The following is a 14,596-nucleotide window of genomic DNA, read 5'->3' on the forward strand; positions in this document are numbered from 1 at the left end:
TCGCCTGTGATTAGGGCTAGCTGACAGCTTAGTGCCTCAAAGGAGCTGACTCTGTTTCCTTTTTATACCGCATTTAAATAGAGCGAATATTTAGTGTGATTGGTATTACCTAAGATAAAAAGCCTACAAAAGGTTAAAGCCAAACGCCTTTGTTGTGAGGAAATCTTTATCTTTTTCACTCTAAATAAAAAAGGAGCCGCAAGGCTCCTCTTTGGTTTTTATAGTGGTCAATTTAGCCAGCAATTACTTTCTGCTCTGTTTCAGGTGCTGACTCGGGCTTAACCAGTGCGACTGCGGTCGTTAATCCCAAGCTATGGCGATAATATTCATTCGCCTGTTTAGCATCTTGGCGCTGCTCAGCAAGCTTAGCCAGTAACATGTAATCTTTGGCAGAGGCTTGCAGGGTAACCGCTTGTTGTAAGTGTTGCTCCGCCTGTTCGGATTTATCGTCTTTTAGGTAGAGTTGACCCAAAGCGGAATGCAGCTCGGCCGATGGCTCTTTATTTACTTTCTTTTCTAGCGTAGTTAACAGCGGATGGTAATCCGCTAGCTGTAACTGAGCCATGCAAGTTAACAAGCGTGCATCGGTTTTTTTATTTAAGCCGTCCAATAACAACTGCAATGCGTCTTTATCTGCATTTAATGCAATTAAACGCTCACATAACGGCACCAAAATATCGACTTGATATTTATCCTTGCGCGATAAGCCTTGCCACAATGCAATTAAACCAGCACTACCACTACTGCTGGCGGTATTGTTAAACCAACCCACATAAGCTTGTTGTTTAAGTGCTTCTTGCTCCGCGCTATCAATTAAGCTTTGGCTGGCTAATTTATCTAGTGTTGTCATCAGCAGTTGCCATTGCCCAGTAGCAAGGTAGATATCTTTTTGTAACTTTAGCAAAGCTGGGTGGCTGCCATACTCTTGACTTAACTGTTGCACGCCAGCCAAGGCTAACTCTAATTCCCCTTGTTGGTATTGCAGGCGAGTTTGCGTAAGGCCAACGGCTAAACCGGCATCAGGGTTTTGCTCTTGAGCCAAACGTAAATAGTTATCGCGTTTGGTGTTATGGCCTAACGCCTGAGCGGCGGTGGCGGCATTAAGATAGTTAAGCAAGGCTAAATCATTGCCTTTGGTGCCTTTTAGCAGCATTTTTTCGGCAACTGCGTAATCTTCGGCCACTAAAGCTTGCATGCCGCTTTGGGTGTAATGAAGCGCCTTTCGGCGACGGCGACCAACAAACCAGTGGCGGGTTTTATGACCAACACCAAAAATACGCCCTAACAGCCACTCAATAAATAGCAGTGCTACATAAAATAGTACTATGCCAATTAAAAACAGCGTAGCGGTGGTTTCAATGGTGTAATTACCAATGGCTAATAACATATAGCCCTGCTGACCGGTAACATCTGGACCTATTACAAGGCCAGCGGCCAGGATGACGATGATAATCGCAAGACGGATCATAGACTTCCCCTTACTGGCCGGTTAGTAGGCGTTGCAGCCTGTCATCTAGCAGTTGCTTCAAACTACCTTGCGCAGTGAGTTGCTCAGGGTAATCCACCTTAATTTGCTTACCGCCTAGCAAGTCGAGTTGTTCAAGCATCACTTGGCGTGCACTGTTATCTGCAAAGTAGTCTTGTAGCCACTGAGCTGACTGGGCTAAGGAGCTGTTATAAATTTCTTGCTGCTCACGATAGACTGCCAACTGAGCTTGTAACAACTTACCTTTAAGGTTTTCACTTAAATACCAGTGTTGCTGTGGTGATAGTAAGGCTTCTACGTTGCTATCTCGGCGACGTACCGTTACAAAATCATCACTGAAGCTGGCCCAGCTTTTCTTAAGGTTATCTTTCCAATCGCTGACCGACTCAGAGATAGTAAAATCTGGCTCTTCGGCGCGGGTCATAATGACACCGTCTAGGGTGAGCTTATCAACTTGTTCAATCATACTATTAAGCTTAATGACAAACCCTTCGCGATCGACCTTTTCAACCGACTTAATGCTGGCAATATCGCTGGCTAAGGCACGGCGAACAGTTGCTAAGCTTGGATCGTTCATTGCCGCTAAGCGCTCATCGGCATTGGCTAACATCATGGCTGCGGCCACAGCATCTTGTTCTAACCAGAGTTTGCGACCGGCCATGCGGACTAAAAACTCAGCTTCAGCCAGCATCCAGTCATTAGGGCGTTTGCTATCAAGATCGAGTACTTTGCGTGAGACGCCTTCAATTTGCTCATTGAGACTGTCTTGTTGACTGGCTACATGAGCTAACTGCTTTGTCTGCTTACTTTCTGCAGCTTGTTGAGAGGCTTGCAGCTGTTGTTGTTGCTGAGTCATCTGCTGCTGAAGCTGCTTAATTTTTTGCGCTTGCTCCAGTGATTGATTATGGCCATGCCAGTAGAGTACAGCAGCTAATATAATAGCGATAATAATGGCAACAATCGCTAACACCTTACCTGATGACTTCTCTGCCGGTTTTTTAGGTGATGAAGTGTCAGCCGTGGCATGTGAGGCGGGAGATTTATTTACCTCTGGCTCAGTTGCTTTTGACGTCGCGCTTTGCTGCTTAGGCGTTGTCTGTTCAGACGCTGAGCCCGTTGCACCTTGTTGATCGCTATTATCGGGAGATGTTTTTTTATGCTCTTGATGCTTATCATTTTTATCTGTCATTGCGTGTCCTCTCATCCAGAGCGGCAATCAGGGCCTGATTGGATGCACCTTCTGCATTTATGATCTGAGTGAACCCCAGCGCCTTGGCTTCTAGCACTACGCGGATGCTGGGAACAATCAATACACGGCTTAGCAGCCAGTCCTTTGCATGGTCGTTGGTTGGCAGTTGAACAATGTGGTTCAACAAACCTCCACTGGTGATAATAATACTGTCCACTTGCTTACTCTGCCAGCTTTTAACGAAGCTGTCATTGGGGTCTGGGCTATATTGACGGCGATACACTTCACAATAATCGACATGTGCCCCTCTATCGGTCAAGGTGGGCGCTATCATGTGACGGCCACCATCGCCGCGTAAAATAACTACACGACGCCCGGTTAGCTGTTCTAAACCTGGGAGGGCAATAATGCCTTCAGATCTAGGATCATCAGGCACTGCTGCTCCCGTAACGCCCACCTTGGTAAAGGCATTACCCGTGGCTTCACCTACTGCAATGTAGTGTGCAGAGGGCCAAGTTAACTGATGCTGCTGTAGCGCATTATCGGTAAAATCGACCGCATGTACGCTGACCGCTATCACATAATCTTGTTCCGATAACTGTCCTAGTAATTGAGGAAGTTGCTTTAATTCTCTTCCTTCAATAAAGCTAAGCAATGGGGTAGAGACTGGCTGGTGGCCAGCCGCATATAAGGCCTGACTCAAGCTGGTTGCCTGAGGCTCTGGGCGAACCACCAGCGGTATCATGCTTGATATACCTCTGCTAAAATTTTATCTGCTCCACGTGCTAATAATCGTTTAGCCATTTCGCTACCTAATGCTTTGCCTTGGGTGGCAGGGCCTGTGACCTCTTCATACAGCACTTGTGTGCCGTCGGGGCGCCCGACTAAACCGCGCAGCCAGATTTGGTCACCCTGTAATTCGGCATAAGAGCCAATAGGTACTTGGCAGCCACCTTGCAAGCCTTGGTTCATGGCGCGCTCGGCTTCTACCCGTAAGCGTGTGTCATGATGATCCAGTGGTGCGAGCAACTCCAACAGCTCTGCGTCATCTAAGCGGCATTCAATGCCTACCGCCCCTTGGCCGTTAGCCGGTAAGCTGTCTTCTGGGCTCATTAAACCGGCAATTCGCTCTTGTAGTTCTAAGCGCTTTAGGCCAGCAGTGGCTAAAATAATGGCGTCATATTGCCCCTCATCAAGCTTACGCAAGCGAGTTTGTACGTTACCACGCAACATTTTTACTTCTAAATGAGGGTAACGAGCACGAACTTGGCACTCGCGGCGTAGGCTGGCGGTGCCGACGACAGCGCCTGCAGGTAACTGCTCTAAATGAGTGTAATGATTGGATACAAAAGCATCACGTGGGTCGTCACGCTCACAGATAACCGTTAAGCCTAACCCTTCAGGAAACTCCACCGGCACATCTTTCATAGAGTGCACTGCAATATCTGCTCTCCCTTCCAGCATGGCTTGCTCTAGTTCTTTAATAAATAATCCTTTACCGCCAATTTTGGCGAGAGGGGTATCTAATAACACATCCCCTTTTGTGGTCATCGGCACCAGCTCAACGGTAATATGGGGATGCAGCTGTTCAAGCCGCGCTTTAACATCTTGAGCCTGCCACAGGGCCAGCATACTTTTACGGGTAGCGATGCGGATGGTGCGATTTGCCATTTTAAACTCTTCTCTTATGTCCATAATAGAATGATATTATCATCCCTGTGCAGGCATTACAGGGGAGAAAGTCAGTTTGCGATTATCATGTGGAGGCAAACTGCGACATATATTGTTCAAACAGTGGCAAATTGCTACCATGATCACACTTTGACCCACGTTGGTCTGTGTTGGTCCACCAAAGGCCTGTACCCTTGCACGCGAATTTTCACCAGCTTATAAAGCAATGTGATCGATTTAATCAGCAAAAACAAGCTCATGCGCTTGAGGTAATGAGCCGTTATGGCCAGCAAGTATTTCAATTACTGCCGGTATTGCTGCATTATAACCATCCTTTATTACCGGGCTATGTGCCAGGTGATGTCCCTGTGGGCGTATGTCACTTCTTCCCTAATGAACGCCAGCAAGAGTTTATTAACGAGCTCTGTCAAGCCGCTGATAGTCATCAAGATTTAGCTCCCCACCATAATGAAATATTTGGCCTATATTCGATGGGCAGCACGTCTTCTATTGGTCAAAGCCGACAGTCAGACTTAGATGTATGGGTGTGTTACTCGCACACCCTAGCCTTTGAGCGTGTAGATTGGCTGCAGCAAAAGTGTTTACTTATTTCTCAATGGGCAGAGCAACGTCAAGTTGAACTGAACTTATTTCTGATACCCGATAATAAGTTTCGCACTCATAACCAGCAGTCTGTTCAAGGCGAAAGTTGTGGTAGCGCTCAGCATTTATTATTACTGGATGAGTTTTATCGTAGTCAGTTATGTATTGCGGGTAAACGGCTGGTATGGATGTTTGCGCCCAGTAAGCTTGGACCCGATTATGATCATTTTATCGCTGAGCAGTTTGCTAATGGCACGCTTAATCATGATGAGTGGTTAGATCTAGGAGGTTTTGACCGTATACCGGCAGAAGAATACTTTGGGTCGGCGTTATGGCAGTTATATAAAAGTATCGACTCGCCCTACAAAGCGGTCCTTAAAACGGTATTAATGGAAGCCTATTCCCATGAATACCCTGATACGCAGTTACTCTGTCGTCATTTAAAAGCGCACTTTCAATCCGCCGATCGGCTAGATGAACGCCAAGATCATTATATGCTGATGCTAGAAAAGGTTACCGGCTACCTTAAATCTATTGGTGATGAAAAGCGCCTCAAATTAGTACGTCGCTGCTTTTATGTAAAAGTGTCTGAAGATTTAGCGTTTTTTCAAGCGCAGCAAGGGCCTAATATGTGGCGTGTTGAGCAAATTAATCAACTGGTATCTGCATGGGGCTGGTCAAGTGAAGAAGTGGCTTTGCTGAATAATCGGGCACACTGGAAAGTGGAGCAAGTTAAGCAGGTATATGTTGAGTTACTAGAAGCGCTAATGCACAGTTACCGTAACCTGATTCAATTTGCTCAACGTAATAACATCAGCGAATCTATTAACCCCGAAGATATTGGTATTTTATCGCGTAAGCTTTATGCCGCCTTTGAAAACCTGCCGGGTAAAGTGCAACTGATTAACCTCAAAATTGCCCCTGATTTAGCTGAACCGAACATTAGTTTAGTGCAAGTGCCCCAAGGGCGGCAGCATAAAGCCGGTTGGTATTTATATAAACAAGGGCTAACCCCTACTGAATTAATGGGACATAAGCCATTAGAGTACAGTGGTTATGTAAGTAAGTTGGTGGCCTGGATACACTTTAATGGTCTCTTAACACAACACACCCAATTACACTTATTTAATCAAGATACCGACGTTAATCTACAACACTTACAAGAATTTGGGCGTGATTTATCGCAGCATTTTCCGGTGCGCGCCCCCGCCCCCAGCAATATCGCCTTGAGTCGCCCTTGTGAGGTTCGTCAATTAGGTGTGTTTCTTAACTTAGAGCAAGATCCCACCACAGAGTGGCAGCGTCGCTTTATCGAGTTTAATGCCAAAACCAGCGACCCTTTTAGTTTTGGTCAACAGCTAGAAAACTTAGTGGGTTCGGTAGATATTTTGTATCGAAACTCTTGGGATGAAATTCGTTCTTTACACTTCTCTGGCCCCATGGCTGTTATTGATGCACTAACGACTATTCTAGGAAAAATGCATCAAGGTGCCACGCCACCAGAAAGTCTACAGGTTTTTTGTTACAGCCTGAATTTTCGCAGCCTCATCCGTACTCGCTTCGAATTATTATTAAAAGAATGTATTAGCCTACGTCTCACACGAGAGCAAGACAGCAGTGTAAAAACGTTACTATTAGGCAGCGAAGAGCACAGCATCTTCTTTGAGCGGCGCGGAGTGAGTGTACAAAAACGTGCTGTCAGTGGTCAGCCATGTGCATCATCTCCTACTCATCAAACTTTGCGTCTTAACCAGCAAATGGGTAAGCCGGTGCCAGAAATTGTTGATGTGTATGCGAGTGAAGGTTTAATGCAGTTCTTTTTTGAAGATTGTGGTGGTGATTATAATTTATATATTTTAGATGAAGCGAACCGAGTAGAAGTTTATCGTCAAATTTCAGGTAGCAAAGACGAGTTAGTGCAAAGCATTAACCGTTTTTACACCTCAAACCAACAGGTAGTAGGGCAAAGTCGTTTTGCCCACTTTAACCTGCCACAGTATTATGAAATTGTAAGTAAAGAAGGCCAGCAAAGTGTGTTGCCTTATAAAAGCTGCAAAGAAGGCCGAAGCGAAGCTTACCCCTTTGAGGAACTATAAGTTCACCAAAGAAAAAGTAGCGCCGAGCTAAATGCCAGTATCGACCTTTGTCGGTTTCAGCTTAGTGTTGGCGCAGATGTTCATTTTGCTGTGCGTTTTGTTGCTGGTGTCTCTTTAAGTGCAACTGTCTACAGTGCTAGCGGAGTTTCGCCTTGGCGCTCTGCCTGTAAGCTTAACCAGCTAAGTAGCTCGTGGCCTTGGCGATTATCAATCCATTGATCACCTTGTAGTGCAAAGTGGTGGCCATTTTCTCGGGTGGCTAACCAAATTTGGTGTAGCGGCTCTTGGCGATTAATCACAAACTTTATATTGTTTTCAAAGGTCAGCGTCATAACGCCACCTAGGGTCTCGCAGTCGATATCAACACCGCTATCATCGATACTTTCTTCTATATGCTGGTAAATGGCATCCGCCAAGGCATGGAATTCGCTATCGTTCATTGTCTGCTTCCTATTGCTTTTGAGAATGTGAATGAGATTATAAGAGCCTAGACACATATTCACAGTCATCCTATGAACATATTTAAATTAACCGCACTGGTTGCATTATGCCTAGGCTTGTTGGCATGCGGTCTTAAAGGGCCGTTAACCTTACCAGAGCCTGAACAGCAGCAACCCCAAACAGAGCAGTCGTAAAGGAAAACACCTTGGATTATTTTAATTATCAGGAAGATGGCCGCCTTTATGGTGAAGCCTGCGATTTAACCCGCTTAGCCGAGCAACACGGTACCCCACTTTATGTTTATTCACGCGCGACTTTAGAGCGTCACTGGCATGCCTTTGATAGCGCCTGCGCAGATATCGACCATCTCATTTGTTACGCGGTTAAAGCCAACTCTAACTTAGCTGTGCTTAACGTGCTAGCCCGCTTAGGTTCTGGGTTCGATATCGTCTCTAAAGGTGAGCTATGCCGTGTGCTAGCTGCTGGCGGTGATGCCAGCAAAGTGGTGTTCTCTGGTGTGGGTAAGCGTGTTGATGAGATTGAGTTTGCGCTAGAACAAAACATCTTTTGCTTTAACGTTGAATCTATTGCCGAATTAGCGCGTATCAACGATGTTGCCGGCCGTTTGGGGAAAGTAGCCCCCATCTCCATCCGAGTTAACCCTGATATAGATGCCGGCACTCATCCTTATATTTCGACTGGCCTCAAAGAAAATAAGTTTGGTATTCCCATCGAGCAAGCCCAAGCGATTTATGGCCAAGCGGCAAAAATGCAGAACTTAGCTATTCACGGTCTGGATTGCCATATTGGTTCCCAGCTCACGGAAGTGGCTCCGTTTTTGGAAGCCGTCGATAAGTTACTGCTGTTGATCGATGCGCTGGCCGCCGATGGCATTCACATCAAACACTTGGATGTGGGCGGCGGCTTAGGGGTGCGTTACGATCAAGAGACACCACCTGAGCCCAAAGATTATGTAGCACAGATTAAGGCCAAATTAGCGGATCGCCAGCTGACGCTGTTGTTTGAACCTGGGCGTGCCATCGCTGCTAATGCCGGTGTGTTATTGACTCGCGTAGAGCATTTAAAGCCCGACGAGGAAAAAAGCTTTGCCATTGTTGATGCCGCCATGAATGATCTTATTCGCCCAGCGTTATACAGCGCTTGGCAGGCGATTATTCCAGTCGACCGCACACTAGAGCGTCAAGCAGCCATGTATGATGTGGTAGGGCCCATTTGTGAAACTGGTGACTTTATCGGTAAAGATCGCGAGCTGGCCATTACCGAAGGTGACCTATTAGCTGTGCGTTCAGCTGGTGCGTATGGTTTTGTAATGGCGTCTAACTATAATAGTCGCCCACGTGCAGCTGAAGTAATGGTGGACGGTGAACACGACTTTGTGGTGCGTGAGCGTGAAGTGTTAGCTGACTTATGGCATAACGAAAGCTTATTACCAGCATCCTGAGGGGAGCTTTGTGATCCAATTTTCCAAAATGCAGGGGCTTGGCAATGACTTTGTGGTTGTGGATGCCGTCACCCAAAAGGTGTTTTTTAATCCCGAGGTGATTCGGCAGTTAGCCGATCGTCATTTTGGTATTGGTTTTGATCAATTATTGTTGGTTGAGCCCCCCTATGATCCGGATCTCGACTTTCACTACCGTATTTTTAACGCCGACGGCAGCGAGTCAGCACAATGTGGCAACGGAGCACGTTGTGTGGCCCGTTTTGTACGTTTAAAAGGCTTGATTCATAAAGATCGGATCAGTGTCAGCACGCAAAAGGGCAGCATCATACTGCAACTTGAAAAAAATAATCAGGTGACAGTGAATATGGGGGTGCCTGAATTTGATCCCGGAAAAATTCCCTTTAAAGCACAAAAAACAGAAAAAACCTACTTAATTCCCTCTGCCTTACAAACGGTATTATGTGGCGTGGTGTCGCTGGGTAACCCGCATTGTGTGTTAGAAGTTAATGATATTAATACTCACTTAGTCACCAGCCTAGGCCCTGAATTAGCAGGGCATGAGCGGTTTCCTGCTGGTGTTAATGTGAGCTTTATGCAAATTATCAACGCACGAGAAATCAAGCTAAGAGTCTATGGGCGAGGAACGGGGGAAACCCTGTCCCATGGCACTGGCGCCTGCGCCGCGGCCATCATGGGCATGACTTGGGGCAAGCTTGCTTCTAGAGTGAGTGTGAATTTCCCTCATGGTGAGCTAACGATTGCTTGGCAAGGGCCAGATAAGCCTGTGTATATGACAGGCCCGGTAGAGCATGTTTATGACGGACAAATTAACTTATGACCGAATACGCAACCGATACGTGTACAGCTGCCCCCTTGGTATTAGACGATGCAGCTGTTGTTGAGTACTTACAAGATGAGCCGCATTTCTTTGAGCGCCAAGGCCGATTATTAAATCAATTACAGCTCCCTCATGCGCAGCGCGGCAGTATCTCCTTGGTGGAAGCTAAGTTAGAGCAACAGCGGCGACGTATTTATGAGCTAGAAGATGAAATTACAGAGCTAATGACGGTGGCAGGTGATAACGAGCGTATTTTTCGAGTCTATATGGACTTGATACCGCAGTTATTTAAATGCACCAGTGTCGCCAGTCTTGAAGCCTGTATTCGTTATACCCTACAAGAGAAGTTACGGGTGTCTGCTGTACGTCTGATATTAGACGCCCGCACTTTTACAGCGGCTGATAACATCGCCAGTGAGCCGTTAGCGCGTTTATATCAAGAACGCATGAGCAGCCAAATGGTCTATTTGGGTCGGCTGGGTAAAGAAGAAAAACGGCGTTTATTTCAAGACTCATTAGTGAACTCCTGTGCCTTAATTCGCTTGGGCGATCAGGGTGAAATGGGCTTGTTAGCTTTTGGTAGCACCGAAGGTGGTCATTACGGAACCGGTATGGACACCTTGCTTATCAATCAGTTAGCCGATGTGCTCGCACAACTAGTGCCTAAACTGGTTGCCAAGGAGCACAGGGGTGACTAAAGCCGAGGGGGGAGCAACAGACGAGTTAAAAGGCGTTATTGAGCGCTTTTTGGAGTACCTGCGGGTAGAGCGGCAATTAAGCGTGAATACCCGCAGTGCCTATGGTCGTAACCTGAACGATATGGCCGAGCAACTCAATGAGCTCTCGCTGACGGCGTGGTCGGCACTGACCATTAATCATGTGCGAGGCATAGCAACGCGCATGCATAAAAATGGCCTATCGCCGCGTTCTATTGCCACTAAGCTCAGTGCCTTGCGCAGCTTTTGTGATTGGTTGATCTTACAAGGCCAATTACCAGCCAATCCGGCTCGTGGCGTGAGCGCGCCTAAGCAGGGTCGTCCGTTACCAAAAAACCTCGACGTCGACGAATTACACCAACTAATGAATATTGATGAGTCAGATCCACTCGCGGTGCGTGATCGGGCCATGATGGAGTTAATGTATTCATCGGGGTTACGCTTAGCAGAGTTGGTAGATTTGAATATGGGTGATATTCAGTTTGATGAACGCCAAGTGCGAGTGATAGGTAAAGGTAATAAAGAACGTGTTTTACCCGTAGGACGTATGGCGCTAGAGTGGCTAGATAAATGGCTGGCCGTTCGACCGGCCTTGGCGGGGGCTGAAGAGTTTGCCTTGTTTGTGAGTCAGCGCCAACGGCGTATTAGCCACCGGAGCGTACAACTGCGCCTGGCCGAGTGGGGCGGCAAACAATCGTTACCCAGTCATATTCATCCCCATAAGCTGCGCCACTCCTTTGCCACCCATATGTTAGAGTCCAGCGGTGACCTACGGGCGGTGCAAGAGCTATTAGGCCATGCCGACTTAGCCACGACCCAAATTTATACCCATCTAGATTTTCAACATCTCGCTAATGCCTACGATAGCGCACACCCCAGAGCCAAACGCGACAAAGACTAGCTCGGCCCTGCGGGCAGCTGTACGTTCTGCGCCTTATGCCTTACGTTACAGAAAACACAGCGTTTTTAACTTATGGCGTACGGCGTTAAACGTAAGGCGTTATTTATAAGGAATTTTATGCGTTTTTATAAACGACTGACGCCGGTGAAGGTGATCAGCTTCGACTTAGATGACACTTTATACGATAACGTACCTGTAATAGCGGCGGCAGAGACTTGGTTATTACAGGCATTAAAACAACATAGGCCAGAATCTACCTTGCTCAGTGCCGATAACCTTGCGGTGATTAAGCGACAAATTTTATCGAGTGAGCCAGAGTTAAGCCATGATGTGAGCGCATTGCGACTGCGTATTTTAACCCAAGGCTTACGCCAGCAGGGTGCTACCGATACGCGTGCCGCCGAAATGGCCGCAGAGTTTTATCAAGGCTTTTTAACCGAGCGTGGCAAAATTACCGTGCCTGCGGCGAGCCATCAAGTGCTCAGTGAGCTTGGCCAGCGGTATCAATTAGCGGTGATCACTAACGGTAATTTGCCTATAGAGAACACCGCCTTGGCGCCATATTTTGATGTAGTGTTGCGTGCGGGTGTTGATGGGCGCATGAAACCGGCACCAGATATGTTTGATAAACTGGCCCAACAAAGCGGTGTGCAATTATCTGACATACTGCACATTGGCGATCATATTAATACCGATGTGGCCGGTGCCCTACATGCTGGCTGCCAAGCCATTTGGCTCAATGACCAAGGTCGTAACACCGCCGATTTACAGTGTTTACCTCAGGTAGAGCTGACACGGTTGGAGCAAATGCTAGAGCTGCTATAATCACTTAATACTGTAAATATACTCAGGAGTTGTAATGGATGTATCCAGCCTGCTTGACGGCATGAACGACGAGCAACGGGAAGCGGTGGCCGCGCCTGCACAAAATATGTTGGTGCTGGCCGGTGCCGGCAGTGGTAAAACCCGAGTGTTGGTGCATCGTATCGCCTGGTTAATGCAAGTAGAGCAAGTACCCGCCTCGGCTATTTTGGCGGTGACATTTACCAATAAAGCCTCATCAGAAATGCGAGGCCGTGTAGAAGAGTTACTGGGTGGCCGTTTATTTGGTTTATGGCTGGGTACCTTTCACGGCTTAGCTCACCGTTTATTACGCGCCCATCATTTAGATGCCAAATTGCCTCAAGACTTTCAAATACTGGATTCTGACGACCAAAAACGCTTACTGCGCCGTGTTTTAAAAGGCATGAACCTGGATGAAAAACAGTGGCCGGTGCGCCAAGCTTTGGGTTTTATTAATGCCCGTAAAGACGAAGGCTTGCGACCCAAAGATATTCAAATATTGCATGATCCTGTGCAGCAAACCTATCAGCGTATTTATCAGGTGTATCAAGACACCTGCGACCGTGCAGGTCTTGTCGATTTTGCCGAACTGCTGTTGCGCGCCCACGAATTGTGGCTCTATAAACCGCATATATTGGCCCATTATCAAGACCGCTTTCGTCATATATTGGTGGATGAGTTTCAAGATACTAACAGCATCCAATATGCGTGGTTACACATGCTGGCCGGCACTCAGGCCAGAGTGATGATAGTGGGTGATGACGATCAATCCATTTATGGCTGGCGCGGCGCTAAAGTTGAAAATATTGCCCGCTTTTTACAAGACTTTCCTGGCGCAGAAACTATTCGCCTAGAGCAAAACTATCGCTCTACCAGCACTATTCTAAAGGCGGCGAATACCTTAATTGCCAACAATGCCGAGCGCATGGGTAAAGAGCTGTGGACCCAAGATGAGGCCGGTGAGCCGATCTCTGTATATGCCGCCTTTAACGAAGTTGATGAGTCCCGCTTTGTTGTTGAGCGCATTAAACAATGGCACACCCAAGGCAATGCCTTAAGCGAAGCCGCCATTTTGTATCGTAATAACGCTCAGTCGCGAGTGCTAGAAGAGTCGCTGATTCAGGCGCAATTGCCGTATCGCATTTATGGCGGTTTACGTTTCTTTGAACGCCAAGAAATTAAAGATGCACTGGCGTATTTACGCCTGATGAATAACCGCGATGACGAAGCCGCTTTTGAGCGAGTGGTGAATACGCCCACCCGCGGGATTGGTGAGCGAACTCTTGGCTTAATACGCGACGCCGCCAAAGAGCGCGAGCTGACCTTGTGGCAAGCGGCGTGGCGACTAGTGGAAGAAAAAATACTAGCAGGCCGTGCTGCTTCGGCCGTGAGTCGCTTTTTAGCGCTCATTAATCAACTAGAAGATGACACCCGAGAACTGCCCTTGCATGTGCAAACCGACAGGGTGATTGAAACTTCGGGGTTAAAAGCCATGTATCAAGCTGAACGTGGCGAAAAAGCGCAAGCACGGGTAGAAAACTTAGAAGAGCTAGTCAGTGCCACTCGTCAATTCACCCCAGCAGAAGATGACGATATGTCGTTGCTGTCGGCATTTTTATCTCATGCCGCCCTAGAAGCGGGCGAGGGGCAGGCGGATAAATTTACCGATGCGGTGCAACTGATGACCCTACACTCGGCTAAAGGCTTGGAGTTTCCGCTGGTATTTATGGTGGGCGTTGAAGAGGGCATGTTCCCTAGCCAACAATCTGCCGAAGAAAGTCAGCGCCTAGAAGAAGAGCGCCGCTTAGCCTATGTCGGTATTACCCGGGCCATGAGCAAGCTCTATATTAGCCATGCCGAAACACGACGTTTATACGGCAAAGAGATGTTTCACCGCCCCAGTCGCTTTATCAAAGAGCTGCCCAATGACTGCTTAGATGAAGTGCGCCTGAAAGCCACAGTGACGCGTGCTATGCCCAATGGCCGCTTTAGCCAAGATCGCGTGCAAGACACCTTTAATGAAACGGGCTTTAAGCTAGGCCAGCGAGTATCACACCCTAAATTCGGCGAAGGTGTGGTATTAAACTACGAAGGCGCGGGCAACCACAGCCGCGTACAAGTCAACTTTGAAGGCAGTGGCAGCAAGTGGCTAGTGACTGCTTATGCGCGGTTAGAAGCTTTATAAAAAAGCGGTAAGCCGTCAGCGTTAAGCGGTCAGATAAGAAAAGCATCGATCCTGAAACTCGGTGCTTTTTTATTTTATATATCGCTTAAATTGACTAGTGCGTGGCATGTTTTTTTTATCAATCAAGCATAATATAAAATAAGTTGATATAGAGGAAATACACTG

13 protein-coding genes are annotated in these 14,596 nt (G+C 47.3%); 8 read left to right on the forward strand and 5 right to left on the reverse strand.

The genetic code is table 11. The features are described 5' to 3' along the window. Positions 1–232 precede the first annotated feature (232 nt). From ACTHY5_RS07520 to hemC, 4 genes are read right to left on the reverse strand one after another with little or no spacing between them, the layout of a single operon-like run. On the reverse strand, positions 233–1,468 hold the full coding sequence (locus tag ACTHY5_RS07520; protein ID WP_441878311.1) for a heme biosynthesis HemY N-terminal domain-containing protein: 1,236 nt from the start codon (positions 1,466–1,468) through the stop codon (positions 233–235). A 10-nt stretch (positions 1,469–1,478) separates the two neighbouring features. Further along, complete coding sequence (locus ACTHY5_RS07525; RefSeq protein ID WP_441878313.1) at positions 1,479–2,675, reverse strand: uroporphyrinogen-III C-methyltransferase; 1,197 nt, start codon at positions 2,673–2,675, stop codon at positions 1,479–1,481. Then, positions 2,665–3,420: a uroporphyrinogen-III synthase gene (locus tag ACTHY5_RS07530; RefSeq protein ID WP_441878315.1), complete on the reverse strand. Its 756-nt coding sequence runs from the start codon at positions 3,418–3,420 to the stop codon at positions 2,665–2,667. Before ACTHY5_RS07530 ends, ACTHY5_RS07525 begins: the two co-directional genes overlap by 11 nt. Next, the gene (gene hemC, locus ACTHY5_RS07535; protein ID WP_441878317.1) at positions 3,417–4,346 is read right to left on the reverse strand and encodes a hydroxymethylbilane synthase; all 930 of its coding nucleotides are present in this window, start codon (positions 4,344–4,346) and stop codon (positions 3,417–3,419) included. Before hemC ends, ACTHY5_RS07530 begins: the two co-directional genes overlap by 4 nt. A 194-nt stretch (positions 4,347–4,540) precedes the next feature. Between hemC and ACTHY5_RS07540 the strand changes: the two genes are divergently transcribed. Continuing rightward, the gene (locus tag ACTHY5_RS07540) at positions 4,541–7,045 is read left to right on the forward strand and encodes a class I adenylate cyclase (protein ID WP_441878319.1); all 2,505 of its coding nucleotides are present in this window, start codon (positions 4,541–4,543) and stop codon (positions 7,043–7,045) included. A 128-nt stretch (positions 7,046–7,173) separates the two neighbouring features. Here the strand turns inward: ACTHY5_RS07540 and cyaY are convergent, their stop codons facing one another. Further along, the gene (cyaY, locus tag ACTHY5_RS07545) at positions 7,174–7,485 is read right to left on the reverse strand and encodes an iron donor protein CyaY (protein WP_441878321.1); all 312 of its coding nucleotides are present in this window, start codon (positions 7,483–7,485) and stop codon (positions 7,174–7,176) included. A 72-nt stretch (positions 7,486–7,557) separates the two neighbouring features. Between cyaY and lptM the strand changes: the two genes are divergently transcribed. The 7 genes from lptM to uvrD all read left to right on the forward strand — a co-directional run bounded on the left by lptM (position 7,558) and on the right by uvrD (position 14,431). Then, the gene (gene lptM / locus ACTHY5_RS07550) at positions 7,558–7,680 is read left to right on the forward strand and encodes an LPS translocon maturation chaperone LptM (protein ID WP_441878323.1); all 123 of its coding nucleotides are present in this window, start codon (positions 7,558–7,560) and stop codon (positions 7,678–7,680) included. 11 nt (positions 7,681–7,691) lie between these two features. After that, positions 7,692–8,948 (forward strand): diaminopimelate decarboxylase, encoded by a 1,257-nt coding sequence (lysA, locus tag ACTHY5_RS07555; RefSeq protein ID WP_441878325.1) that lies wholly within the window; start codon positions 7,692–7,694, stop codon positions 8,946–8,948. Positions 8,949–8,958: 10 nt separating this feature from the next. Further along, positions 8,959–9,786, forward strand: coding sequence for a diaminopimelate epimerase (gene dapF / locus ACTHY5_RS07560; protein ID WP_441878327.1), 828 nt, complete (start codon positions 8,959–8,961; stop codon positions 9,784–9,786). Beyond that, a complete protein-coding gene (locus tag ACTHY5_RS07565; protein WP_441878329.1) occupies positions 9,783–10,484 on the forward strand; it encodes a DUF484 family protein in 702 nt (233 codons plus the stop codon). Before dapF ends, ACTHY5_RS07565 begins: the two co-directional genes overlap by 4 nt. Further along, a complete protein-coding gene (gene xerC, locus ACTHY5_RS07570; RefSeq protein ID WP_441878331.1) occupies positions 10,477–11,403 on the forward strand; it encodes a tyrosine recombinase XerC in 927 nt (308 codons plus the stop codon). Before ACTHY5_RS07565 ends, xerC begins: the two co-directional genes overlap by 8 nt. A gap of 117 nt (positions 11,404–11,520) precedes the next feature. After that, positions 11,521–12,228 (forward strand): HAD-IA family hydrolase, encoded by a 708-nt coding sequence (locus ACTHY5_RS07575; RefSeq protein WP_441878333.1) that lies wholly within the window; start codon positions 11,521–11,523, stop codon positions 12,226–12,228. Positions 12,229–12,262: 34 nt separating this feature from the next. Continuing rightward, on the forward strand, positions 12,263–14,431 hold the full coding sequence (gene uvrD, locus ACTHY5_RS07580) for a DNA helicase II (RefSeq protein WP_441878335.1): 2,169 nt from the start codon (positions 12,263–12,265) through the stop codon (positions 14,429–14,431). The last annotated feature ends 165 nt before the right edge of the window (positions 14,432–14,596 follow it).

Origin of the sequence: Oceanisphaera sp. (assembly GCF_052084945.1) — a bacterium.
In the GTDB taxonomy this organism is placed as follows: Bacteria; Pseudomonadota; Gammaproteobacteria; order Enterobacterales; family Aeromonadaceae; genus Oceanimonas.